The sequence below is a fragment of the Ruegeria sp. BJ5 genome (assembly GCF_056537865.1).
This window is the reverse complement of sequence record NZ_JBQFSH010000003.1, coordinates 402,909-427,821: the sequence shown is the minus strand read 5'-3', so window position 1 is coordinate 427,821 and position 24,913 is coordinate 402,909. Positions and strand designations below refer to the sequence as shown.

Below are 24,913 nucleotides of genomic sequence, written 5' to 3'. Positions count from 1 at the left end.
TGCGCGCCTAACCTCGGGAGTCATGGCGTGGACCCATGCACGATGTGCGGAGCGAACAGGCAAATCCCTGTTCGCAAAACCACACATTTTCCTTCAGAGCCGGCTGACTGACAAACATCGTTGATGGCAACCGGGACGGGCGCTAGCATTTCAGCCAGCATCTTGAGGTTGGCCGTTTTGAGCATCGCCTACAGAAGGGAAATTGACGGCCTTCGGGCAATAGCTGTGTTGCCAGTGGTCTTCTACCACGCCGGATTGTCATGGCTGTCCGGCGGGTTTCTGGGTGTTGATGTCTTTTTCGTCATCAGCGGCTACTTGATCACCTCGCTTCTGATCGGGGATATTCAACGCGGACAGTTGTCCATCGTCGATTTCTACGAAAGGCGAGCCAGGCGGATTCTTCCGGCCCTTTTCGTGGTTCTTGCCGTGACGACCTGCCTGGCGTGGATCTGGATGCTGCCGGCCGATCTCAGGGTCTATTCGCGAAGCCTGTCATCCGTCGCGGTATTCCTGTCGAACGTCTTCTTCTTCCGGAACAAGGACTATTTCGCGGATGAATTCGACATGCATCCGCTCCTCCACACCTGGAGCCTTGCGGTGGAAGAACAGTTCTACCTGCTGTTTCCGCTGCTGCTGCTGTTTCTGTTTCGAAGAGGGACCCGGACCTGCATCATTGGCCTGTCGGTGATGCTTTTGGCCAGTCTGTTGCTGGCGCAGTGGACATCGGAAAACGAACCCAGGGCAGGGTTCTACCTGATCTATACCCGCGCGTGGGAGCTTTTGGCCGGCGCGATATGCGCCTTCGTTCCGCGGCAGGACAAGGGGCGGTTCTCGACGGTGCTGCCAATGCTGGGCATGGTCGGGCTGCTGGTGTCTTACGTGATGTTTGACCGGTACACGCCGCACCCGTCATTCCTGACGGTCGTGCCCGTTCTGGGAACCGTTCTGGTCATCCTTTTCGCCAGCCACCGAGACCCGATAGGGGCGCTGTTGTCGTCGCGGATCATGGTCTGGATCGGCCTGATCAGCTACAGCCTTTACTTGTGGCACTACCCGTTGTTGGTCTTTGCCAAGATCCGGAGTGTTCCGGCGCCAACACCGCTGACCATCGCCAGCCTTGTCGTGCTGGCCTTTGTGCTGTCAGCCTTGACATGGCGCTTCGTCGAGCAACCCTTTCGTCGTCATAGGGAAGGTCTATTCAGCCGCCGGGGGATCTTCATCGGAAGCGCCGCGATATCGGCTTTGGTGTTCTCGGTCGGGGTGGCGATCTTCGCAACCGATGGCGCGCCCGATCGTAAGGCGCTGCGCAATATCGATCTGCCGAGACTGACCGAAAGCCTGGCTCCGAACCGGGGTTTGAGCAATGCGTGCAACGGTCGAATGCCGGTGCCTGACAGCTGCGCGACTTCCGAGTCCCCCAAGGTTGCGGTTTGGGGGGACAGTTTCGCCATGCATCTGGTGGTCGGCCTGACCACGGCCTACCCCGAGCTTGGGGTCGTCCAGCTGACCAAGTCGCTCTGCGCGCCGATCGCCGGTATCGCCTTTGCCGATCGCGGCCGGACCGGAGAATCCCCGCAGGCCTGTCTGGATTTCAGCGACCGGGTGCTGGATTATGTCACTTCGACCGACAGCATTGACTATGTCATCGTCTCATCGCCGTTCTACTACCTGTTCGAGCCGGGCGGCCTCGCTGCCGTTGACGGCGCAACGGACCCCGAAGGCCCGCAGAGCACGGTTCTGCGGAACCTGGAAAAAACGCTCGAACGGCTTGTGTCTGCCGGTAAAACCCCGATCGTCGTGTCTCCGCCCCCCTCGAATGGCCAAAACCTGGGCTATTGCGTGGTGAATGCCGAACTCCGAGGCGCTGACCCGCATCTGTGCGACTATCCGTTCGCGGACATACAGCCGGAGCTTCTTGAGGTTGGTGAGATGCTGCACCAGCTCGAGGGCCGTCACAAAGTCGTCTGGCTGGATCGGATACTCTGCGATGCCGATGGCATGTGCCGCGCCAGCGACGGCTCGACGGCATACTATCGTGACGGTCGCCATCTCTCAAAAGAAGGCTCGCGCGAACTTGGATGCCGTACCGGTGGATGGTTTCTGTTCGGGGACGAACCTAACGTGCCAGCCAACTCTGGCGCCACGGTGACCCCTGCGAATGACCGTCCCTGTGGCCAGTTTCAACAGAACGCCGACCTAGCCCAGAGCGGGGAGTGATTCCTCAGCCCTGCATTGGTCTGCCGCCCGCGCGCCGCGGTACTGCAGCGCGAGGTTCGGGTTACGTCATCAGGTAATTTTATTCGAATATCCAAATCCGTGATAGGCTCCCGTCATTTCCGGAACCAACAGAATGGAAATGACACACCTGGGAGGGATTTCATGACCAAGTCTTTCGCAACCGTTTCACAACGACCTTTGTGGACGTTGGCCTGTCTGGCCGCGCTGACCGCCACATCCGTGTCCGCGCAGGAGTTCCAGACCGAGCAGGGCAGCACCGACGTCGTATTGGCGCCTGATGATTTCTCACCCTATGCGGGGCGGAACTTTCCCCAGCGGCCGCTGTGGGGAGACTCGCATCTGCATACTTCGGTTTCGGTTGACGCCGGCACGATGACCCGGCTGACCCAGGAACAGGCATTTCGCTTTGCCCGCGGCGAAGAGGTCACGACAACCCATGGCCTTCGGGCCAAGCTGTCCCGTCCGCTCGACTGGCTGGTCGTCTCGGACCATGCCGAGATGTACGGGCTGATGCCGCAACTGCTGGCCGGAGACGCCGAGGTTCTGGCGACACCCCAGGGCAAGGCCTGGTACGAGGCGCTGACGGCGGGTGACAGCCAGCTTGCGTTTGACACGGCAATGGAGATCGTCGCCTCGTTGTCGGATGACGTCCCGCCCATCGACAACCCCAAGGCCATCAAGCATGCGTGGGAGGCGTACACGGCGCTTGCCGATAGCTTCAACGAGCCGGGGGTCTTTTCAGCCATCATCGGCTATGAATACACCACCGAGGGCGCCAACAACCTGCACCGGAACGTGCTGTTCCGCGATGGGCGCGACCGGGCCAACCAGACCCGCCCGTTCTCGCAATATGACAGCAAGAACCCCGAGGACCTGTGGGCCTTTCTGGCCGAATACGAGGAACGGACAGGCGGAGAGGTCCTGGCCATCGCGCATAACGGCAACCTGTCGAACGGGCGGATGTTCTCTCTGAACGCCTACGATGGATCCGCGCTGACTCAGGAGATCGCAAGCCTGCGCGCCCGGTTCGAGCCGCTGTACGAACCGACGCAGATCAAGGGTGACGGTGAGGCGCATCCGTTCCTCAGCCCCGATGACGAGTTCGCAGATTTCGACACATGGGACGCGGCCAATCTGAACGGAACCGAGTTGAAGCAACCCGAGATGCTGGCCGGTGAATACGCGCGCGAGGCTTTGAAGCGCGGGCTCAAGATCGAACAGGAGCTGGGTGTGAACCCGTTCAAGTTCGGGATGGTCGGCGCGACGGATTCGCATACCGGTATGGCAACGGCCCAGGAAGACAACTTTTTCGGCAAACACTCCGGTGTCGAGCCCGGGCCGAACCGTTGGGAACACCTGGTAATCGAAGCACCCGATCCAGAGCTGTCGATCTATGGCTGGAAACAGGCCGCTGGTGGACTGGGTGCGGTCTGGGCGACGGAAAACACCCGCGAGGCGATCTTTGACGCGATGCAGCGCAGGGAGACCTACGCGACCACGGGGTCGCGTATGGGGGTTCGGTTTTTTGGCGGCTATGACTTCACCGATGAGGATGCCGCAAGCCGTGTTCCTGCGGATGCCGGCTACAAAAAAGGCGTACCGATGGGGGGCAACCTGCAGGCGTCTCCCGATGGGCGGGCTCCGAACTTCCTTGTTTTTGCATTGAAGGACCCGATTTCCGGCAACCTGGATCGCATTCAGATCGTCAAGGGCTGGGTCGATGCCGACGGGGCCTTGCAGGAGAAAGTCTACAACGTCGTCTGGGCCGGCGATCGCCAGATGGACGAGAACGGCAAACTGCCCGAAGTCGGCAACACCGTCGACGTCGAAAACGCCACCTGGACCAACACTATCGGAGCAAGTGAGTTGATCACCACGTGGCAGGATCCGGATTTCGATCCCAACCTGTCTGCGTTCTACTATGCCCGCGTGATCGAGATCCCGACCCCCCGCTGGACCGCCTACGAGGCCAAACGGTTCGGGATCGAGATGCCGGACTATGTTCCGATGATCACGACCGAACGGGCCTATACGTCGCCGATCTGGTACACCCCGGGATAAACGGTCGTTCCGTGAAGCGAAGCCCCGCCTCGCGCAGGCGGGGCGGTCTTGTTCATTCGGCTGGGTTGGGGTTGCCGGCCACCGGCCTGCGGTTGTCCGCGTCTGTCGCTCCGAAACCGTGGCGCAGCAGGATGAACACGAACAGGACCATGGTCAGAACTGCCAGAAGCGATCCGATCTGGGCAAGGGTTTCGCCCCTTTCGGTGATTGCCAGCACGATTCCGGGGACGAGCACCAGCACCGTTGCCACGGACAGCCCATAGTGGAGTTTCGCCAGACCGCTGCGCGCCGCCTCGGGGGTCAGAGCGTAGTAGAATCCGAACACTGCCAGCGCAACGAACCCGATCAGGTTCAGGTGGCCATGTGCCGGAGACAGCGTGTGATCATGGCTGGCGGACATCTGGATACCCCATAACATGCCCAAAACGGCAAATATTGCTGCGGTGGTCAGAAAAAAGATGGGCAATCTGGTCATAACGGTCTCCTTTGAATATTCGATGAGCCGCACGGGGCGTTGAAAGCTGGGTTTGCCGAAAAAAGGCGTGTTCTGACGCGGGCATCCGAACCATGCTGCCCAACCTAGCCCGAACTGTCTGGCAGTGCGGCGTCGAGCACTAAAGGTCAGAAAAACATCGGCCTAGTCAGCGGTTCCAGAGCACGTGGGATCGCGCGGTGTCGAACCCCGGTTCCTGCGACAGGTCAGGTTCTGTTTGGTCAATCATGGCTCGTTCCCCCTCGGCTGAGATTGAAACGAAGGCACCTTCAATGGGCGGAAAAATACCAGCAGCTGTGAAATATGAAAAATTGATTATGTGAATAATAGCTATTCACCTGGCGAATTTACTTTTGCTTGGGCAGAAACTGTGGTGATGCCTGGCGCGCCTTCCTTCTCGCATTGCCGAAAATGAAAAAACCCCGCAGCCCATGCCGCGGGGTTTTAAGGCTTCAGTCTAGTCCGGCTATCAGCCCTTCTTCAGGACCTCGCGGCCCAGCAGCTCGGCGATTTGCACTGCATTCAGGGCCGCGCCTTTGCGCAGGTTGTCCGAGACACACCACAGGTTCAGGCCGTTTTCCACTGTCGAGTCCTGACGGATCCGGCTGATGAAGGTGGCGAAATCGCCGACGCATTCAACCGGCGTGACATAGCCACCGGCCTCGCGCTTGTCGATCACCATCACGCCCGGAGCTTCGCGCAGGATGTCGCGGGCCTCGTCCTCGTCCAGGAATTCCTCGAACTCGATGTTCACCGATTCCGAATGTCCGACAAAAACCGGCACCCGCACACAGGTCGCGGTGACCTTGATCGACGGGTCGACGATCTTCTTGGTCTCGACGACCATCTTCCACTCTTCCTTGGTCGATCCGTCCTCCATGAAGACGTCGATATGCGGAATGACGTTGAAGGCGATCTGCTTCTGGAATTTCTTCGGCGCAACCTCGTTGATCGGGTTGTAGACGGCCTTGGTCTGATCCCAAAGCTCATCCATACCCTCTTTGCCGGCGCCCGACACCGACTGATAGGTCGAGACCACGACGCGCTTGATCTTGGCGCGGTCATGCAGCGGCTTCAGCGCCACTACCATCTGCGCGGTCGAGCAGTTGGGGTTGGCGATGATGTTTTTGTTCTTGTAGTCGTGGATCGCCTGCGGGTTGCACTCGGGCACGATCAGCGGGATCTCGGGGTCGTAGCGATAGAGCGACGAGTTGTCGATCACCACGCAGCCGGCCGCTGCCGCTTTGGGGGCGTAATCCTTGGTCGCGGCGGACCCCACGGCGAACAGCGCCATGTCCCAGCCGGTGAAATCGAAAGTGTCCAGATCCTGGGTCTTGAGTGTCTTGTCGCCAAAGCTGACTTCGGTGCCCAGCGAACGACGGCTTGCCAGAACGGCAATTTCGTCCACGGGGAACTGGCGTTCAGCCAGGATGTTCAGCATTTCGCGGCCCACGTTCCCCGTGGCGCCGACGACAACGACGCGATAGCCCATGTCTAGTCTCCTGAATTAAGGACGCGCGTTCATAGCCGCGTTGCAGAAAATAAAAAAGGGCCTTCGCGGCGGAATTGACCGAATGACGCAGTTTTGCGGCGACTCAGGCCTTCAGCAGCTGCTGATAGAGCGCAACAAGGGCCTGCGCCTCGCCGTTGATGTCGAAATTCCGTTCCACATGGGCGCGGGCGGCCCGGCCTGCGCGGGCCAGGGAATCACGGTCCGCCAGCATCTCGGCGGCGGCCGCGGCCAGCGCCAGAATGTCGCCGGGCGGCACCACCCGGCCCAACGCCGGGTCGGTTACGATCTCGGAAAACGCGCCCACATCCGTGGCCACCACGGGCACGCCGCAGGCCATCGCTTCCAGCGGCGTCAGCCCGAACCCCTCCCAGCGTTGGGGGGCGATGAACAGATCCAGCACCTGGTACCATTGGGCAATCTTGTCCACGGTGACCTCGGGCTTGAACAGGATGCGGTCGGACAGGCCGGCTTGGGCCACCTTGTCCTTCAGTTCGGTCAGGAAAGCGCTGTGTTTCTCGGTCGCGCGGCCCATGACGATGCCATGTACGTCGGGGACCTGCCCGCACAGGTCGATCATCGCATCGACGAAGGCGTCGGTGCCTTTCTGGTGGCGGATGCGGCCATAGCAGCCCAGCAGCAGCCCGTCGGGCAGCCCCATCTGCGCGCGCGGCGCTGCCTTGTCCGCGGGTGGCGTGAAATCCTGCAGGTTGATGCCGTGCATGATCACCTGTGCTTCGCGCTCGAGGTAGCCGGCCGTCTTGCGCGAGGTGGCCACCACCGCGTCCATCTTGCCGATCAGCCACTTGGTATAGCCCGTATGCGCCCGCTGCGAGGCGCTGGTGAACAGCAGTTTCAGCCGCAGCCGCAGCAGGTCGCGCAGGATCAGGCCCAGCAGCATCTCGGTGTTGCGGCGGGCGTGCCAGACCCGCAGCGTCTTGCGCGACAGAAAGGGCAGGCGGCCCAGCGGGATGTGCGGGATGTCTTCAGGCAGGCCCGGGCCGGTGGCGGCGATGTCGATCCACTGCGCCTGCAACGGCACCAGCCGCGCGATCGTCGCGGTCACGCCGGACAGGCGGCGTTTGAGGTTTGGGGCAAGGACAACGGGGTCGTTCACGGGGCGCGCTCCTGCGGGGTCTCACTCCATGCTGTCACGGCTGAACAGGTAGATCACACAGCCGATCGTCAGCGTGACGGCAAAGAAGACGAATATCGCTGTGTAGGGTGCGGTTGGCCCCATGTCCACCGTCGCCGCATGGATGCGGCCGGTGGCGAATTGCGCCAGCCCCACGCCGCCGATCCCGAACAGGTTCAGCAGGGTCACGCCGCGCCCCACCAGGTGCGCCGGGATGAAGGCGCGCCCATGCGCCATGATCACCGGGAAGGATGCCCCCAGAAACCCGATCAGCGCCATCAGCAGAACCGACAGCCAGACGGCGTCCGCGACCCACAGCCCCAGCAGCCCCAGCGCCAGCACCGCCAGCGTGTTGCCGCCGAAGATCACCCATTTGCGGGTGTTCAGCAGCCGGTCCAGCGGCCCATAGGCAAAGGTGCCCGCGATCATCGCGGCGCCCATGACCAGCGTAGCCTGCCCGATCTGGGTGGCGCTCAGCCCGAACACGTCCAGCAAATAGGGACCGGCCCACAGCCCCCGCAGCGCGGCAGAGGGCGCATAGGCCACCAGCATCAGCGGCAAAATCGCCCACAGCGCAGGCTCGCGCAGCAGATCCAGAACGGAACCCTTCTGCTCGGACACGACCCGCGTGGGGTCTTTGACCGTGACCCAGATACCCACAGCCACGGCGCCCGAGATCGCGGCCAGCCCCGCCAGCGTCGCGCGCCAGCCCATCAGCTCGACCGCCAGCGCCGTGGGATAAGAGGCCACGAGGTTGCCAACCGACCCCACACCCAGCATCACCGCCGCTAGGGTCGCGAATTTCGCGGGCGGATATTCGCGGGCAAAGATGAAATACGAGGCCATCAGAACCGGCGAACACCCGACCCCGATCAACGCCATCGCTACCGCTACATGCAGGGGCGTCGTGGCCAACGCGAACACCGCGGCTCCACCCGCGCCGCCGATCAGCAGCAGAACCGCCGCCGTCTGCCGCGGGCCAACCCGGTCCAGCGCCCACCCCACCGGGATCTGCATCGCCGCAAAGACCAGAAACCACAGACCCGAGGCCCAGGCCAGATCCTCGGGCGTGGCACCGATGTCGCGGGCCAGATCGGCGGTCAGAACCGCAAGGAACGCGCGGAAGAACTGGCTGAGGACATAGGCCAGACACAAGATCACCAAACCTGCCTGCATGTCAGTCTCCCTGCCGTCCGCCTCACCGGGATGCTTGGCACGTCCCGATGCCATGCACAAGCGCGTGTGATATGTTGCAGTATCGGGAAATGCCCCTGCACTACGCTATCATTGCGGCAAGCTAACGGGAGGGACAATGAAGACCGCCGATATCGGATTCTATGGCCGCGTACCCATTACGCGCGATTTTCTTGCCCTGTCGGATCCAGAACAATTCACCCCGGTCCCGGATGACTGGATCGTGGGCGTCGCCGATATCGTGGACTCGACCGGCGAAATCGCGCGTGGTCGCTACAAGACGGTGAACATGGTTGGTGCGGCGGTGATCTCAGGCATGATCAACGCGCTGGGCGGGCGGGTTTTTCCCTATGTATTTGGTGGCGACGGTGCCGGATTTGCCATCCCGAAGTGCGATGCCGACATGGCGCGCGACACCTTGGCCGCGCTGCGCAGTTGGGCGGAAACCGAGTTCGGCATCGCGCTACGTGCGGCTTTGGTTCCTGTGTCCGACGTGCGTGGGGAGGGGCACGACTTGCGGGTAGCGCGCTATGCGCCGTCCTCGGGGGTGGATTATGCCATGTTCACCGGTGGCGGACTGGCCTGGGCCGAGGCGCAGATGAAAGCTGGCCGGTACGAGGTTCCGCCCGCCGGGTCAGACGCGCAGCCCGACCTGACCGGTCTGTCCTGCCGCTGGTCCAACAGCCCTGCGCGGCATGGGCAGATCGTGTCACTTGTCATCCAGCCCACTGCGCAGGCGACAGAACGCGATTTTGCTGATCTGGCGCAATCAGTTCTGTCCGCATCTGAGGCTCTGGAGCGCGCGGGCCATCCCGTGCCGGCCGGCGGCCCTCCGATCAAGTGGCCACCTCCGGGTCTTGCACTGGATGCCCATGTCTCGCGCGCTGGGCGCAATCTGGCCGTGCGCAAGGCCGCGCTGCTTGTGCAGAACCTGCTGATTTGGCTGCTGTTCAAATCAGGCAAGCAACTGGGCGAGTTTGAGCCGGGTCACTACAAGAACATGGTCAGCCGAAATGCGGATTTCCGCAAGTTTGATGACGGGTTGAAGATGACGCTGGATTGTGACGACGAGACCCTGTCGCGCATCGCCCGGACCCTGGAAGATGCGCGCGGACGCGGCAAAATCAGATACGGCATCCATTCCCAGCAAGAGGCGATGATGACCTGCTTCGTGCCCGCCGCCACGCGCGACGATCACGTACATTTCGTCGATGGTGCATCGGGCGGCTATGCGCAGGCCGCCGCCGAAATGCAGGGATGAGCCGCTCTCAGGGACGCCATTTCGCGGCCAGCCCGCGGGCGGCCTGAGCCAGCAGCATGACGTCGATACCGACCGCCAGGAACTGCGCGCCCATGTCCCGATACGCTTGAACCGCTTCATCATTGGTGCCCAGAATACCCGGCGCCTTGCCTGCTGCCCGGATCCGTTTCAAAGCATCCGCGATGGCGGTGCGGACCTCTGGCACCGTGCTGTCGCCTTTGTAACCCATGTCGGTGGACAGATCGGCCGGGCCGATGAAAACGCCGTCCACGCCCTCGACCTGAAGGATGTCGTCCAGCGCGGCCATGCCCGCAAGGTTTTCCACCTGAACCAGCAAACAGATCTCGGGGTCGGCCGTGGCCACGTAATCGGGGATCGTGCCGTACATTGTCGCCCGTGTTGCGGCGGCCCCGACACCCCGCACACCTCCGGGCGGGTACTGGCAGGCCCGAACCAGCTCGCGCGCCTGATCTGCGCTTTCGACCATCGGCACCAGAATCGTCTGAGCGCCGGCATCCAGCACGGTCTTGATCATCCAGGTCTCGCCGACGGGCAGCCGCACCACCGCGTGCGAAGGGCTGTTGGCCAGCGCAATCAGTTGATCGCGGATCGAACGGATGTCATTCGGCGCATGTTCGCCATCGATCACCAGCCAGTCGAAACCGGCGGTTCCCATGATTTCCGCGGTGATGGCTTCAGCAAAGCTCATCCAGCAGCCGATCTGCATTTCGCCCTTTGTCAGAGCCTGTTTGAACGGGTTTTTGGGGGCGGGCATCAGCGGTCCTCCTGCGGGGGTGTGGGCAAGGTGCGGGCGATTTCGGTGATCACGTCAAAGGCCATCCGGACGTCCTCCTCGGTGGTTTCGAACTGGCCGGCCTGAAAGCGGATGACGATGTCGCCATCGACCCGGGTCTGGGTCAGATAGATTCGCCCGTCATCATTGATGGCGTTGACCAGCCGCAGGTTCAGGTCGTCCAGATCCGCAGCATCGGCCGGTTCATAGCGGAAGGTCCACAGGGACCACATAGGCGGGGTGACGATCCGAAAATCCGGCTCGGCCGCCAGTCGGTCATGCAGGTCGCGCGACCAGTTGACGTGGTTGCGCAGCCGCGCGCGCAGCCCTTCCAGCCCGTAGGCGCGGATCACGAACCACAGTTTCAGCGCCCGAAACCGGCGGCCCAGCGGCACCGACCATTCCGAAAAGTTGATGATCCCGTCCTGACCATGGGTTTTCAGATATTCGGGACTGATCGCCAGCGTCTGCACCAGATCGTCGGGGTTTTTCAGGAAATGCGCGCAGCAGTCGAACTGAACCCCCAACCATTTGTGCGGGTTGAAGACGATGCTGTCGGCTTGGTCGATCCCCGGCCAATAGTGGCGGTATTCGGGGCAGATCATCGCCGACCCGGCCCAGGCTGCATCCACATGCGTGTACAGCCCGTATTTCTGCGCGACTTCCAGACACTCATCCACCGGATCGGTCGCGCCGGTTCCGGTGCCGCCGACGCACAGGATCACTCCCGTGGGGTGAAGGCCGGCGTCCAGATCGGCCCGGATCGCGGCTTCGAGCGCTGCGGGGTCCATCCCGCGCCAGTCACCCTTGATCGGGACGCGCACCAGATTGTCCTGCCCGATCCCGGCTACCCAGATGGCGCGGTCGACCGATGTGTGCACCTCGGACGAGCAATAGACGCGCAAGGGTGTCTGCCCGAACAGGCCCTGACGGTTGCCCTGCCAGTTCAGCGCCTTTTCCCGCATGGTCAGAACGGCGGCCAGCGTGGCCGACGAGGCTGAGTCCTGGATTACCCCGGCAAAGCCTTCGGGCAGGTCCAGCGCCTGCCGCAGCCAGTCCATCATCCGGGTTTCCATCTCGGTCGCCGCGGGCGAGGTCTGCCACAACATGCATTGCGGCGCGATCGCGCTGGCCAGAAACTCGGCCAGCACGGACGGCGCCGAGGCGTTCGAGTTGAAATAGGCGAAGAAGCGCGGGTGCTGCCAGTGGGTGATGCCGGGCATCACGATCTGTTCGAAATCCTGGAAAATCCCTTCTATCGGTTCGCCTTGTTCCGGCGCCGTCGCGGGAAGCGCGTTCAGCACCTCGCCGGGCTCGGTCCGGGCGCGCACCGGGTGCTGGCCGACGGTTTGGTGATAATGTTGCGTCCACTCGGAAATGCGTTTGCCCCATTCCGAGAATTCATCCCATCTCATCTGCCCTGCCTTCCGCCTTCGCATCTTTCGCGGGCAAGTGATGGCGATGCAGGCGGGCAGGTCAATCAAATTCCGGACGACGAGGGCGCTGTGAGGTGGGACCGTGGCGCCCGTTCGATCCAAATTCAGGCTCTAATAAAGAAAAACGCACCGGTTGTGCGGATCGGAGAACCCCGCCGGAGAAACTAGGGGTCGACTCCGGCGGGGTGGCCAGACGGTGTCTGAAGTTATTTGCCTGGCCCGGGGCCGAAGAATCCCTGTGTTGAAGGGCTCCGGCCCTGAATCGGAGAATGTGAGGTGCCCAAATTGCACCCCGACAGCGCAGCCCAAGCACCCAGGGGGATGAGGCCAGAGCGGCGGTTCTCCGAAACCGTAATTTTTCCTTGGTATTCGTGACGGTGGCACGCTGATGAACAAAGCTTGATTGGCTGGGCGCGCCGACCGCCTGAAAGAAAACCTAGCGCACCTGACCGCGAAACCAAGTCGCAATAAAGTGACGCGGCCAGTGGGCCTGTTGCGCTGCCTTCGAATATCTGCCCGATATTTCCGTTCATGATGCGCGGCCTGTGCGGTTTATTAAACAGGGCGGTCCCAAGTTTCCCTGGAATAAAGACGGATAGTCTGCGCGGATGAAACTGGTTTGCGCACAGGTCCGCGGCCTTGGCAACTTCGCGCCGAAACGTACAGGCGGGCCGGCAATAATCGGCGTGTTTGCCGGGTTGAACAGCGGAGTGTCTCCTTTAGTCTGCGCTGCAATATGAAGGAAAGGATGCAATATGGCCAAATCTCTGTTTTCCCTGCCGGATGTGGTGCAGATACCAGTAGTTGGAGAGGCCAACACCTATCCGGTGGGGCGCATCTTCTGCGTGGGACGGAACTATGCCGCCCATGCGGCCGAGATGGGAAACGAGGTTGACCGCGAGGCGCCGTTCTATTTCACCAAGTCCCCGCAGAATGCCATTCTGACCGGGCAAACCGTGCCTTACCCGCCGGGCACCGAGAATTATCATCACGAAGTGGAACTGGCTCTGGCCATTGGTCGCCCGGTGTTTCAGGCGACGTCGCAGCAGGCTTGGGATGCCGTGTTCGGATATTGCTGCGCGCTGGACATGACCCGGCGCGACCTGCAGATCCGCGAGCGCAACAAGCAGCGCCCCTGGGATCTGGGCAAGGATGTGGAAAATGGCGCGGTGTTCGCGCCGCTGACCCGCGCCGCCGATTGGGCGCCGACCGATGACATCCGCATCCATCTGAGCGTGAACGGTGAGGTCCGGCAGGACGCCACCCTGTCCGAACTGATCTGGAAGATCGACGAGATCGTCATGCACCTGTCCCGGTTCTATCACCTGCGGCCCGGCGACCTGATCCTGACCGGAACGCCCGCCGGTGTCGGCCCGGTCGTCGCCGGAGATGTGCTGACCGGCGGTATCGACGGGTTGGATCCCATCCGCCTGACCCTCGGGCCGGCGGAATAGACCCTAAGAAGGGGCTTTCAGCCGCTCAAACAGGCGCGCGCAGCCAGTCTGTGGCAAAGGCGACCTGTTCCAGTCCTGCAAAACGGCGTACCCGGTCCAACTCGGCCTCGAGCCGCCGGGTGCGGGCGTGCGACCACTTGACCCCGCGCTCGGGCCACAGGGCGCGGACCCGCAAGATGCCTTCGTCGCGATGGGCCTTCATGTCGATCCGTCCGATCAGACGGTCTTTCTCGAGCAGCGGAAAGACGTAGTACCCATAGGTGCGCCTGGCCTCGGGCACGAAAACCTCGATCCGATAGTGGAAGCCGAACAGGCGCTGGGCGCGGTTGCGGTCGCGCAGCATCGGGTCGAACGGGCTGAGCACGCGGATTCTTCCCGGCGCGGGGGCAGGGTCGGCAGCCTGGTCCGCCAAGCCTGGTGGCGCGAACACGCGGCGCATTCGACCATCGGCACATTCCACCTCGATTTCCTGCAGATCACCCCGTGTCAAAGCCTGTTTGCACCACTCTTTCGCCTCGGCGGCGGTGACCGTGTCCCAAAAGGCGGCCAGTTCGCCCGAGGTGGCAAAGCCCAACCGGTCGAGCGCCGCGTGGCACAGCCAGTCCACCGTCGCTTGATGATCGCACTCCATCACGCCGGGGCATAGATGGGTATCGATCACGCGCTCGGTCAGGTCGTATTGCTTTTGAAACCCTCGGCGCCCTACCACCGTCAGCGCGCCCGAGCGCCACAGGTATTCCAGCGCCGTTTTTGAGGGATGCCAATCCCACCACCCGCCCGAGCCCTTTTTCTCATCCTGCCCCAGATCGGCCGAGCACACCGGGCCGTGGTCGCGGATGTGCCGCAGCACGGTTTCGAACTGCTGTTCGAACCCGTCGCGCCGCCAGTTGCGCCAGCGGGCCCGCAGCATCTCGGCGTCGCGCTGGAAGCGCAGATGCCAATGCGGGTAGAACGCCATCGGGATCACGGCGGCGTCGTGGGTCCAGTGTTCGAACAGGCCGCGGTCGCGCTCGTACAGGCGTTTGAGGTCGTTCGGCCGATAGGACGGGCGTCGCGAGAACAGGATCATGTCATGGGCGCGCGCCACGGTGTTGATGCTGTCGAGCTGCACGAAACCCAACCGGTGGATCAGATGCAGCAGATCGGGCCCCTTGGCCGGGCCTGCGGGCTGTTCCGCCAGCGCGTGGCGGTCCATGAACAACGCACGGGCGGTTCGGTTGTCGAGTTGTTGCAGCTTGCCCCGTTCAGCGCCGCTTGAGCGTGTCGCCATAGCTGATCTTGGGGGTTAAAGTGATGCGAGTTTCGATCTCGGTATTCGGGTCAGCCAGTTGGGCGGCGATGATTTCTGCCGCCTTGCGACCGATTTCAAGCCGGCAGGCGTCCATGGTGGCCAGCTTGCGCGGCAGACCCTGCAGCAGTTCGACGTTGTTGAATCCCGCAAGGCCGATCTGTCCGGGCACGTCGATTCCCTGCTCAAGCAGGTACAGCAGCCCGCCCGCACCGATCATGTCGTTGGAATAATACAGGAAATCCAATTCCGGGGACCGGTCGAGCATGGCTTTGGTCATCTCGCGCCCCTTGGCCAGGGCCGAGCCGCCGGAATAGAACTCCCGGTCCTCGATTTCGATCCCGTGCTTGCCCAGAACTTCGGTGAAGCCCTCGAACCGTTTGCGCGCGCGGTGGTCCAGCGGCATCTTGGTACCCATGAAGCCGATATGCTGATACCCGGCCTTCAGGATCGCCTGCGCCATCTCGCGCCCGGCCCGGCGGTGCGAAATGCCCACCATCGCGTCCACTGGCTTTCCGTCCGTATCCATGATCTCGACCACCGGAATGCCCGCCGAATCCAGCATGGCCCGCGCGGCCTCGGTGTGTTCCAGCCCGGCGATGATCACGCCCGACGGACGCCACGAGAGCATCTCGTACAGAACCTTTTCCTCTTTTTCCGGCAGATAATCGGTAACGCCGACCACCGGCTGCAGCTCGGTATCCTCAAGCACCTGGTTGATGCCGGTCAGCACCTCGGGGAAAACCATGTTCGACAGCGACGGGATAATCACCGCCACCAGGTTCACCCGGCTCGAGGCCAGCGCGCCGGCGATCTTGTTGGGCACATATCCCAGCTCTTTCGCGGCGGCCAGAACCCGGGTGCGGGTCGCGTCCGACACATCGCCCCGATTGCGCAGGACCCGGCTGACCGTCATTTCCGACACACCGGACGCTTCTGAGACATCACGGAGGGTAAGCGGGCGTTTCGTTTCTGTTGTCACCGGGGATACCTGCATTGTTGTTTCCCCGATGCTAGCGCGAACAGGGCAATCTGTTCAACTGTTGTGCAAAGGTCATGACAAGCCGAAAAAACCCGGCTACAGAAGGCGCCGCGCGGCCCCGTGGCTCAACTGGATAGAGCAGCCCCCTCCTAAGGGGCAGGTTGCAGGTTCGAATCCTGCCGGGGTCGCCAGCAACTCAGCGCGGGTCCGGTTGCGGGTTCGTTTACACCGCTCAACCGCGATGGCGACCTCACTTCGTGCAAGCGGTTCTGGCGATCCTGTTTGCGGTGCATACACTTCTTTTGGTGCAGTCGCCCTGAGAGTTTCTGCCTCTCTCAAATCTGCATTCTGGTGCGGTTATGGACCAACCTCGGCTCGTTGTGCATTTGGTATTCCCGGTGCATTGCGCGCCACCGCAGGTTTTCGGCTGCCATTTTCGGTAGGAATCGTATGAGCGCCACCCCTCTGGGCATGCTCCGCCCGCAAACGCGCAAGCGGTCTTTCCCTTGATCGTGACGGTTTTTCCTCCCGCACTATTGCACTCTGCTGCCGTTGGGGCCGCACTTCCGGGAAGTGGCGATACCAACACCAAACACAGACCAACCAAAGATAGTATCTCAAGAACACGCATAGCGTTCTCCTTGCTGCGCGACGGGCAAGTCCAAGCTTACGTGACCGGCAGACAATCCCAAAGGGTCAATCCCGCGGTACCTTCAAGACGATGTATCGCGGGGATCATCTGTTCTTGGAAGCGTCGCAGCAATGGCCCGCGGACTGTCAGTATTCCGCGTTTGACAGCTTGTTAAGGCAATGGCTGATCGGTGCGCCTTTGGGCAGGGCACAGTACCCGTCCGACCGCATGTCGGCCGACGGGGAAACACCTCCTCCGATCAAGATCACCAGGAACTCCTCAACCGGGGGCAACAGCGTATCGGCGTTCTCAATCGTCTCTTCGGTCGAGACTGTCCGGAATGCCTCAAACAGTGGAAGGGTGATTTCGCCTTCTACGCCGTCGGGATGTTCGTCCAGAAACTGGCGCGCGCCCCAGTTGGGGTCTGTGAAGAATCTGTGATAGTAGGTGCGGTCCAACCGATCTTTCTGGATTTCCAGACTTTCCGGGACAACGCCTCCGTCGCGGACGCCTTGATAGATTTCCATGATCTTGCCGTGGACCTCGGGCCATGCGCTGGCTTCGACGGTCGCGCTCAGCGCGATCACGCCCTTGTTCTTGCCCACGACCACAAAGTCCGAACGTGGATCGTAAGATGCACGCATGGACTGGCGGATGACCCGAAACATCTCCGAGCCCTGATTGGCGCCGATGTAGTCAACAAGAAGGTTCGAGCCAAGCTGGTCCTGTGCGTTCGAAAACGCCTTTGCATTGGCAAGCAGGATCAACATTTCGGATGCGTCGGGATCGGCGAGATGCACGATACCTTTGGGCAGGGCAAAGGGCGCCCCGTTCGCGCCCGTCCACCCTTCGGCCCATTTGCTCAGGGCGCGCCCCAGCCGGAACCGCGCGCCCGGCAGCGAATTGATCAATCGGACGGTGCGGCGCGTTACCTCTTCTTCCTCTGATCTGAGGATGACCTGAGCAGGTCGTCCGAACTGAAAGTCGGTTTCAAGGGTTTCTTCGTCCGTGGCGGCAGGGTCGAATTCCAGATAATTGGTAACCTCGTTCAACACATCCGACGGCTGTCTGGTTCTGGTCGAGATAACTGGGCGAGACGTCTCAAGCTCTCGTGCGTACCAGTTTGGTGTGTATCGGGGTTCGAGCAATACGTTCTCGAGGTGCACCAGGACTTCCGGGAAGACGTCGCTTGGCGCCGAGACGGTGAGCGTCAGGTTCTTGCCGCTTCTGCCGATTTTCTGTTCGACACCTTTCAGCTTCAGGAACGAACTGACTTCGTAGGATGAGCGGGTCGAGGTCCCGCCTGTCACCACGCTCGCAATGGCGGCGGACATGGCGGCAGTGCGGTCCAGCGTCGGGTGGTCAATCGTCCAAACCAGGGTCAGCGCGGACGTGCCGTTCTCAAGCGGAGAGAGCTCGACCAGTTTCGTTTCGCCTGCAGTCGCAATCAGTTCTGCCTGTGCCTGCTCACCCGGCAGCAAGGTAAGCGCAACAAAGAGAACTGTGAGAAGCCGGCCCTTGATAACGCTCATGTCAGTCGGCTTTCTCTGCAAGAACGAAAGATGTCGCCGAGGGCTGCAAGACTTTTTCCGCAAAATCGATAACTTCCTGATCTGTGGTGTTGCTCAGTGTTTCGGCAAAGACCGACGGGCTGATGGGCGGGAATCCGTCCGCGGCGACGTTCTGCAGAAACCACAGAAAGGCCAAAGGACGGCGGGCCATGTTCTGGGACCAGACCACCTCCTTTTGACGGAGCTCATGAATTTCGTATTTGCTGATCGGCTCGTCCAGCAAGCCAGCCAAGGTTTCGGTCAGCAGATCCTTGGCTTCATCCACGCTGAAGCCGGGCATGAGTTGCAGGTCGATCACCAGTTCAACATCGGCATTCTTCGCAAAATACCAGTTGACGCCATGGTTGAGTATCCGCGTGTCCTCGTGGCGCAGGACCTTGGCGATCCGTTCGTTCAGGATCCCGCTTGCGATGAAGAACGCGCCTTGCATGTCGATGCTCGTGGAGCGGTCTTCGAACTCCACGAATTTTGCGAACAGCACGGTGTCGCGTTGCAACCGATCCGACTGCAGGCGCACGACGGACTGTTTCCCGGGATCCGGCTTGTGATCCAACCACGGTTTTTTCGGAGCCTCCGATGGTTCGGTATCGCCAAACACCCGCGCCACCAGTTCTTCGGCCCGGGCTGGTTCAATGTTTCCGGAGACGATCAACGTCACGTTGGACGGCACATAGTGTTCCTTGTGAAACTGATAGGCCTTCTCGAGGCTCAGCTTGGGCAGATCCTCGACGGTGTTGTCTGCCCGGCCGCGCAAGGTGCCGTAGAGGTTTTGAAGTGCCATTCGGCTGAGCCAGCGAAACGGATATTGCCGTTCACGCAGCAAGGTTTCCCGCTGGACGATAGCGACTTCGCTCTCCGCAAATTGCCTGGATACGGATGGCGTGTCCAGAACGGCCCGGGAAAGCCGCAACAACATCTCCGCCTCGGATGGCAGCCCGGAATTCGTGTACACGGTCGCGACATTGTGCGTGGTGGCGTAGATATCGCGCTCGCGCGGTTTTCTGAGAATGGTGGCGTCGGCCGAGAACGCGGCGAGATGCTCGGTCAGATGGGCTGTGCCGGACGGGTCCGGGTCGTCATACGACCCCGAAAGAACGATCAACTGAACATCCACGCGGTCGAAGTCGTCCACTGGAACCACATATGCCGCGTGCAGCCCGCCCTTCTGGGCAAGCGGAATGATGCTCTGAGCCTGAGCGGATCCGGAAAAAACCAAAAAGACGATCGACAAGAAAAATACGGCGGCGCGCATCAAAATCCTTTGAACTATTTGATTTTCGCTGAAACGCCGGTCAGCCGACGCTCAACCAAATGGGCAACGGTTGTATCAATGCTTGCGGCGTGCGGGGTGTTTTTCAAGTCGCAAAAGGCATAGCAAATCGGGGTGTGCTTCTGAGGCTGCGGTCGGGGCTTGCTGGGGCGAACATCTGGATCATGTCAGACCAAGGTCTGTGGTGCGATTTTTGATTGTGGGTCATAGTCGGGGCCAAGATGAGGACGAAAGTTGCTGAGCTGACGATTGGGAATTGGTCGTTGTCGCGAGTTTTTCTTGCGGCAAGCATCCTTGTTATGGGATCTGCAACCGCGATCGTCGGTGTATGGGTTTCAAATCGAATCCAGAATGCGGTCGTGCAGAACTCGGCCAATTCGGCGGCGCTGTATATGGAAAGCATCGTCTCACCTCTCAGCCAGGAACTGGCGTTGGGTGACCGCCTGTCCGAGCAGGCGAGGCGGGCGCTGGACGAGATATTCATGACCCAGCCGATGCGCGATCGTATCGTCTCGTACAAATTCTGGAAGCAGGGCGGTGTGGTCGTACACGCCTCGGACACAAGCATCATCGGAAACCGTTTCGAGCCGACGGGTGACCTTCAGCGCGCCTGGATCGGCGAAATCTCGGGCTCGTTCGAGGAACTGGATCACGATGAAAGCGCTGCCGAAGCGGCCTTGGGGATACCGCTGCTTGAGGTCTACAGCCCCATTCGTGAACTGTGGTCCGGTGAAATCATTGCCGTGGCCGAGTTCTATGAAAGGGCCGATCAATTGGAGATGGATCTGGCAAAAGCCAGGCGCACAAGCTGGTTGGTGGTCGGTTCCGCCTTTCTGGCAAGCACGGTTGTCCTGTTTTGCATCGTTGCGATCGGGGACAACACCATCCGGCGGCAGGCGCGGCTATTGAAGAAACGGCTGGCGGAAAGCGAAAGGATGGCGGCGCAGAATGCGATGCTGCGGTCGCGGGTGGTCGAGGCCTCGGGGCGGTATGCCGCGCAGACGGACCGGTTTCTGAAGAAACTCGGCGCCGAACTTCATGACGGCCCGGCGCAGTACCTTTCACTTGCCGCCCTTCGGTTGGAGGCCGCGTTTTCGGACAAATCCCCAAAACCGAAGGAGGCCGAAGAAATCCAGCAGTCGCTGCAGAAGTCCTTGACCGAAATCCGCGCGCTGTCCCGGGGGCTGTCTGCGCCCGATATCGACAACCTGACCTTGGTGGATGTCGTAAGAAGAGCGGTCGAGGACCACGCGGAGCACAGCCCGTTGCGGCCTGAAATCTCGTTTCATGGCGGTGACATGCCGGATTTGTCGGTGTCTGACAAACTGTGCGTTTTCCGCTTTCTTCAGGAAACACTCTCGAATACCGCGCGATATGCCCCGCAGTCCCGCTGCAGCGTCACCTGCCATGTTCGCGACGATTGCATTGTCATTCAGGTCAAGGACGATGGCCCTGGCTTTGATCCTTTGGACGGTACTGTTCTGCGCGATGATGGCGGCCAGGGGCTGCTGGGGCTGCGCGATCGGGTCGAAAGCATCGGCGGCAGGTTTCAGGTCTCGTCCAGTCCCGGCCAGGGCACCACCGTCGAAATGACCCTGTTTCCCAACAAAACGAGCTCACCATGACCAAGACACTTGTCATAGCAGATGATCATCCGATCTTCCGTGATGGGCTGCGGCGGACCTTGGATGAGGCAGAAGGGTTCGAAGTTCTCGCGGCCGGATCCAGCGCCGACGAAGTGGTTGCGCTTGTCGCTCAGCACCAGCCCGACATCGCAATTCTCGATCTCTCGATGCCCGGCGGTGGGATCAACGCGACACGCCGGATCGCAGCAATGGAAAAACCGCCCTGCATCGCGATTCTGACGGTTTCGGAGAACAGCAGCGATGTTGCCGATGCACTCGAGGCCGGAGCGATTGGGTATATTGTCAAAGGCGTAACTGCGAGTGAACTGACCGCCTCCCTGCATAGCATCGCCGCGGGGGAGGGGTTCGTTTCGCCGGGGCTGGCTTCGCGGGTACTTCTTCAGATCAACAACGACGCAAGCCCTGCGAACAGCAGCGATGTCCTGGATGATCTCACGCATCGCGAAGAGGAGATACTCAGGCGCGTGGCCAAGGGTTTGAGCAATCGCGAGATCGCCGTGGAACTGGATCTTCAGGAAAAGACGGTGAAACACTATATGACGGCGATCCTGTCCAAGCTGCACGCGCGGAACCGGGTCGAGGCCGCACTTATCGCGCACGACGCGTGGGGCAAGAAAAACAAGCCCGCATAGCCTTCAAACGCCGAAACGGCCTCTCTGACCGAGAGACCGTCCGGCAAAATGGCGCTGTTCGTCAGTTCGCGACCGATTGCAGCCTTCGAATATCGGCGGCCGTGGCAGTTCTTTCCACAACGGTCCGGTTGAAGGGGTCTTTCAGCTCGTAGCGCCCGAACTCGATCTCTTCTTTCCAGCCGTTGGCGTAGTTGACTTCGATGTTGTTGCCCTGGCGTTCGATCTTTGTGGGGCGGCTTCCGGCCGTACCACCTTGACCGGATGCGCTTACATTCTTGATCGAAATGCCGTTCGCCAGAGAGCGAAGCCTTGAGATATCGGCTCCTGTGGCTGGCCGTTCCTCAACGGTCCGGTTCTGAGCATTCTTTCTCTCGTACCGGCCGTTTTCGATTTCTTCCTTGGTTCCGTCCGCATAGCGAACTTCGATTCCGTTTGCAGTTGTCTCGACCTTGGTTATGCCGGTCGACCCGGTCGGGGTGCTTCCGGATTGCGACGATCCCTTTTTGCTGCCGCTGCGACTTGATCGATCGTCGTCATCGTCGTCGTCATCATCCCGATCATCATCGTCGTCGTCGTCATCCCGATCGTCGTCATCATCGTCCCGATCGTCATCGTCATCATCGTCGTCCCGACCGTTGCCACCCTTGCCTTTGCCGCTCTTGGCAAACGCGTAAGCGGGCTCAAGCTGCAAGCCGCCCTCGGTGCTGAACTTGGGAGTGTATGGCGCCGCCGAAATCAACGTCGCCAGTGCCACAGTGCTGAGAAGTTGTCCCAGTTTCCGGTTTGCTATCATTTCAGCCTCCTTTGCTGTTCGACAAATGTCTGGTTGTCGTAGGGAGGCTAAGCCGGGTTGGATCAGTCCACATCGGGCTTAGGTCCGACGAATTTCCAACCAAACGTCCGAAAGGGGAAGCGAAAAGGCCCAAGGTGCCAAGATCCCGCCGCCCGGCGAACCGCCTTGGCTCATCGGTAGCCGGGAAATGCAGGCGTCGGCTCAGTCTGTTGTGGCGTCGTTGGCCGGTACAGGAACAACCTTGAGATATGCGGCGATCGCCAACCGGTCGTCATCGGACAGACGGGAAGTGTTCTCGATGACCTCGGCCATCTCTCCGCCGGCGCTGTCATAGTCCGGAGTGAAACCGGACTTCAGGTATTCGGCGATGTCGGCTTCGGACCAATCCAGGTGGTTGGTGGTCAGGCCGGGGATGCGCCCTTTTCCGCTGGGATTTGGCGCACCCGTCAGCCATTGATCCCGGTTCATGCCGCCAAGACCATCTCTGGGTGTGTGGCACTCGGCGCAATGGCCCAAGGCTTCGACCAGGTAGCGCCCGCGCTGCTGCTGCGCATCGAGATCACCGTCCACCACCCACCCTGGTTCAAGGTAGAGAAGCTTCCAGCCGCCCAAACTTCGCCGGATGTTGAAGGGGAAACCGACCTCATGCGCGATACTTTCCTGCGAGGCGGCCGGCAGGGTGCCGAGGAATGCGTGCAGCGACACGACATCCTCCGGCGTCATGTTCGTATAGGTCGTGTAAGGGAAGGCCGGGTAATAGTGCTGCCCGGCCGGCCCGGTTCCGTAGATCAGGGCATCCGCCAGTTCCAGCGCCGACCATGACCCAATCCCGGCTTCTGGGTCGCTGGATATGTTCGGAGCTATGAACGTACCGAAATCTGTCTCGAACCGGCGTCCGCCCGCCAGCACCAGCTTTTCCTCACCCTCGGAGTTCGGCGCTGAATGGCACGAGGCGCATCCGGCCGCAAAGAACACGGTCTCGCCCCTGACAAGATCAGGGGCAATACCGTCCAACTCGGCCGGATCGACGTGTTGCGGTCGGGTCAGAACCAGACCGGTCAGCCCGGCCACGACCGCGACGCCCGCGGCAATCGACAGAAGCCGCCGCACCGTCAGGGCCTTGTCAGTTCTTTGGGGCTCTGTAAGCCTTGTGACATGCCGAACAGGCTCCACCCAATGGTCCCATCGCTGCTTTCAGCGCTTCGACATCTTGCCCGGCGGCGGCCTGCATCGCAACCGCGGCTTCAGCCATTGCCTTGCCCTTGGCGCTGACATCCGGGAAGTTCTCCCAGATCGCCGGAAGCGCACGAGAAGATGGGTCGGAGACATTGTCGGACCCGGCTGGCCACATGGCCGACTGATCGATCTGCGTCACGGCAACCAGGTTGTTTGCCGCGCGCGTCGCGGCCTCGGCGTTGTATTCCACCTCGCCCTTGGCCATGCCGCCAAGCGTGCCCAGATTGAACGCATACAGCTGCATCACGGCCTTCCGCGCCTTGACGGCCGGGTTTTCGCTTTCCTGGGCTACGGCCGTGCCAATTACGGCCACAGAAATCAAACTCGCCGCAAGGATTGAGAATTTCTTGATCATGGTATCTCTCCCACATGAATGTGCCGAATGGTAGCTTGATCGAAATTTCTTGTAATTGTTTATTTCTCTGCGTTTCTTGTTAACTTATGAACAATCAAAACTGGGACGACATCCGATATGCCCTCGCCGTAAGCCGGCACGGCTCGTTGAACGCAGCGGCCACAGCGCTGGGCGTGACCCATGCAACGGTGCTGCGCAGGGTGGCGGCGTTTGAACGACGTCATGGGTGCGTGATCTTTCAAAAGAACCCGTCGGGTTACAGTGCGCTGCCCGAGGCCCGGGCCATTCTTTCGGCCATGGAAAATGTCGAGGATGCGGTGCTTTCGGTCGAACGGGCAATCGTGGGCGCAGACCGTTCGCCGACCGGGCGGGTGCGGATTGCCTCGACCGACAGTCTTTGCCAGCTTGTGCTGCCCGGGATACTGAACCGCATTTCTGCGCTTTATCCGGGTTTGGAACTGAGTCTGCTGAGCGGGAACAATCACCATGACCTGTCGCGGCTGACCGCTGACATTGCCGTGCGTCCATCAATACGCCTGGGCGAAGACTTGGTGGGCGAGCGGGCTGGCGCGTTGGCCTTCGGGGTCTACGACGATGGGTCCCCCAACCGAAAATGGATGCGGTTGGACGGGGCGCTGAGCGGTTCGGTCCCGGCCAGATGGATGGCCGAACATGTGCGGGATGAAGACACCACCATCGGCGCGGACAGTTTCCTTGTGCTCGAGCAGATGGCTGCGACAGGTGTCGGCAAGGCATTTTTGCCGACGTTCATCGGTGATGCGGACCCGCGGTTGCGGCGGGCGCCGGACATCGATCCGAAAATCGAGGTTCCTCTGTGGGTGGCCACGCTTGAAGAGATTGCGCGCACGCCGCGGTTTGCCGTCGTGCAGCGGGCCTTGGTGGAACACCTGCCCGAAGCACTGGGCCGGTAAGA

The 24,913-nt window shown here is 61.1% G+C and carries 20 protein-coding genes and 1 tRNA gene; 8 read left to right on the top strand and 13 right to left on the bottom strand.

Features of this window, described 5'->3' with window-relative positions:
- Positions 1-123: 123 nt before the first annotated feature.
- Both ACR0NY_RS12815 and ACR0NY_RS12810 read left to right on the top strand, forming a co-directional pair.
- On the top strand, positions 124-2,217 hold the full coding sequence (locus tag ACR0NY_RS12815) for an acyltransferase family protein (RefSeq protein WP_302478021.1): 2,094 nt from the start codon (positions 124-126) through the stop codon (positions 2,215-2,217).
- Positions 2,218-2,379: 162 nt separating this feature from the next.
- Positions 2,380-4,299: a DUF3604 domain-containing protein gene (locus ACR0NY_RS12810; protein ID WP_170369024.1), complete on the top strand. Its 1,920-nt coding sequence runs from the start codon at positions 2,380-2,382 to the stop codon at positions 4,297-4,299.
- Between the two features lie 52 nt (positions 4,300-4,351).
- Here ACR0NY_RS12810 and ACR0NY_RS12805 read toward each other — a convergent pair whose 3' ends face one another.
- The 4 genes from ACR0NY_RS12805 to ACR0NY_RS12790 form a co-directional block, all read right to left on the bottom strand.
- Positions 4,352-4,774: a hypothetical protein gene (locus ACR0NY_RS12805; protein WP_170340791.1), complete on the bottom strand. Its 423-nt coding sequence runs from the start codon at positions 4,772-4,774 to the stop codon at positions 4,352-4,354.
- Between the two features lie 487 nt (positions 4,775-5,261).
- The gene (locus tag ACR0NY_RS12800; protein ID WP_170340798.1) at positions 5,262-6,284 is read right to left on the bottom strand and encodes an aspartate-semialdehyde dehydrogenase; all 1,023 of its coding nucleotides are present in this window, start codon (positions 6,282-6,284) and stop codon (positions 5,262-5,264) included.
- 103 nt (positions 6,285-6,387) lie between these two features.
- Positions 6,388-7,419 (bottom strand): glycosyltransferase family 4 protein, encoded by a 1,032-nt coding sequence (locus ACR0NY_RS12795; protein ID WP_170369025.1) that lies wholly within the window; start codon positions 7,417-7,419, stop codon positions 6,388-6,390.
- 21 nt (positions 7,420-7,440) lie between these two features.
- A complete protein-coding gene (locus tag ACR0NY_RS12790; protein ID WP_170369026.1) occupies positions 7,441-8,613 on the bottom strand; it encodes an MFS transporter in 1,173 nt (390 codons plus the stop codon).
- 136 nt (positions 8,614-8,749) lie between these two features.
- Between ACR0NY_RS12790 and ACR0NY_RS12785 the strand changes: the two genes are divergently transcribed.
- Positions 8,750-9,892, top strand: a complete 1,143-nt coding sequence (locus ACR0NY_RS12785) for a DUF3095 domain-containing protein (RefSeq protein WP_170369027.1) — start codon at positions 8,750-8,752, stop codon at positions 9,890-9,892.
- Between the two features lie 7 nt (positions 9,893-9,899).
- Here ACR0NY_RS12785 and ACR0NY_RS12780 read toward each other — a convergent pair whose 3' ends face one another.
- Together ACR0NY_RS12780 and ACR0NY_RS12775 are read right to left on the bottom strand one after the other, a co-directional pair.
- A complete protein-coding gene (locus ACR0NY_RS12780; RefSeq protein WP_170340803.1) occupies positions 9,900-10,667 on the bottom strand; it encodes an HpcH/HpaI aldolase family protein in 768 nt (255 codons plus the stop codon).
- Complete coding sequence (locus ACR0NY_RS12775) at positions 10,667-12,100, bottom strand: pyridoxal phosphate-dependent decarboxylase family protein (RefSeq protein WP_170369028.1); 1,434 nt, start codon at positions 12,098-12,100, stop codon at positions 10,667-10,669. Before ACR0NY_RS12775 ends, ACR0NY_RS12780 begins: the two co-directional genes overlap by 1 nt.
- A gap of 776 nt (positions 12,101-12,876) precedes the next feature.
- On the opposite strand from ACR0NY_RS12775, the gene ACR0NY_RS12770 reads away from it, so the two are divergent.
- The gene (locus tag ACR0NY_RS12770) at positions 12,877-13,575 is read left to right on the top strand and encodes a fumarylacetoacetate hydrolase family protein (protein WP_170369029.1); all 699 of its coding nucleotides are present in this window, start codon (positions 12,877-12,879) and stop codon (positions 13,573-13,575) included.
- Between the two features lie 25 nt (positions 13,576-13,600).
- Here ACR0NY_RS12770 and ACR0NY_RS12765 read toward each other — a convergent pair whose 3' ends face one another.
- Both ACR0NY_RS12765 and ACR0NY_RS12760 read right to left on the bottom strand, forming a co-directional pair.
- Complete coding sequence (locus tag ACR0NY_RS12765; RefSeq protein WP_170369030.1) at positions 13,601-14,845, bottom strand: winged helix-turn-helix domain-containing protein; 1,245 nt, start codon at positions 14,843-14,845, stop codon at positions 13,601-13,603.
- Positions 14,820-15,845: a LacI family DNA-binding transcriptional regulator gene (locus ACR0NY_RS12760; protein WP_170340809.1), complete on the bottom strand. Its 1,026-nt coding sequence runs from the start codon at positions 15,843-15,845 to the stop codon at positions 14,820-14,822. Before ACR0NY_RS12760 ends, ACR0NY_RS12765 begins: the two co-directional genes overlap by 26 nt.
- Positions 15,846-15,959: 114 nt before the next feature.
- Here ACR0NY_RS12760 and ACR0NY_RS12755 point away from each other — a divergent pair.
- Positions 15,960-16,036, top strand: a tRNA-Arg gene (locus ACR0NY_RS12755).
- A gap of 586 nt (positions 16,037-16,622) precedes the next feature.
- On the opposite strand, the gene ACR0NY_RS12750 is transcribed toward ACR0NY_RS12755, so the two are convergent.
- Together ACR0NY_RS12750 and ACR0NY_RS12745 are read right to left on the bottom strand one after the other, a co-directional pair.
- Positions 16,623-18,008 carry a peptidase M16 family protein gene (locus ACR0NY_RS12750; RefSeq protein ID WP_170369031.1) on the bottom strand — a complete coding sequence of 462 codons (1,386 nt, stop codon included), beginning with the start codon at positions 18,006-18,008 and terminating at the stop codon, positions 16,623-16,625.
- A gap of 1 nt (position 18,009) precedes the next feature.
- Positions 18,010-19,299, bottom strand: coding sequence for a M16 family metallopeptidase (locus tag ACR0NY_RS12745; RefSeq protein WP_170369032.1), 1,290 nt, complete (start codon positions 19,297-19,299; stop codon positions 18,010-18,012).
- 317 nt (positions 19,300-19,616) lie between these two features.
- Between ACR0NY_RS12745 and ACR0NY_RS12740 the strand changes: the two genes are divergently transcribed.
- Both ACR0NY_RS12740 and ACR0NY_RS12735 read left to right on the top strand, forming a co-directional pair.
- Complete coding sequence (locus tag ACR0NY_RS12740; protein WP_170369033.1) at positions 19,617-20,942, top strand: sensor histidine kinase; 1,326 nt, start codon at positions 19,617-19,619, stop codon at positions 20,940-20,942.
- Positions 20,939-21,595: a response regulator gene (locus ACR0NY_RS12735; protein ID WP_170369034.1), complete on the top strand. Its 657-nt coding sequence runs from the start codon at positions 20,939-20,941 to the stop codon at positions 21,593-21,595. The genes ACR0NY_RS12740 and ACR0NY_RS12735 overlap by 4 nt, the downstream gene beginning before the upstream one ends.
- Positions 21,596-21,656: 61 nt before the next feature.
- Here ACR0NY_RS12735 and ACR0NY_RS12730 read toward each other — a convergent pair whose 3' ends face one another.
- From ACR0NY_RS12730 to ACR0NY_RS12720, 3 genes are all read right to left on the bottom strand, one after another.
- Entirely contained in the window at positions 21,657-22,388 is a 732-nt protein-coding gene (locus ACR0NY_RS12730) for a hypothetical protein (protein ID WP_217354921.1), read from the bottom strand.
- A 201-nt stretch (positions 22,389-22,589) separates the two neighbouring features.
- Positions 22,590-23,498: a c-type cytochrome gene (locus tag ACR0NY_RS12725; RefSeq protein ID WP_170369035.1), complete on the bottom strand. Its 909-nt coding sequence runs from the start codon at positions 23,496-23,498 to the stop codon at positions 22,590-22,592.
- A gap of 13 nt (positions 23,499-23,511) precedes the next feature.
- On the bottom strand, positions 23,512-23,979 hold the full coding sequence (locus tag ACR0NY_RS12720) for a c-type cytochrome (RefSeq protein ID WP_170364019.1): 468 nt from the start codon (positions 23,977-23,979) through the stop codon (positions 23,512-23,514).
- A gap of 86 nt (positions 23,980-24,065) precedes the next feature.
- On the opposite strand from ACR0NY_RS12720, the gene ACR0NY_RS12715 reads away from it, so the two are divergent.
- Positions 24,066-24,911 (top strand): LysR family transcriptional regulator, encoded by an 846-nt coding sequence (locus tag ACR0NY_RS12715; RefSeq protein ID WP_170340823.1) that lies wholly within the window; start codon positions 24,066-24,068, stop codon positions 24,909-24,911.
- Positions 24,912-24,913: the final 2 nt, after the last annotated feature.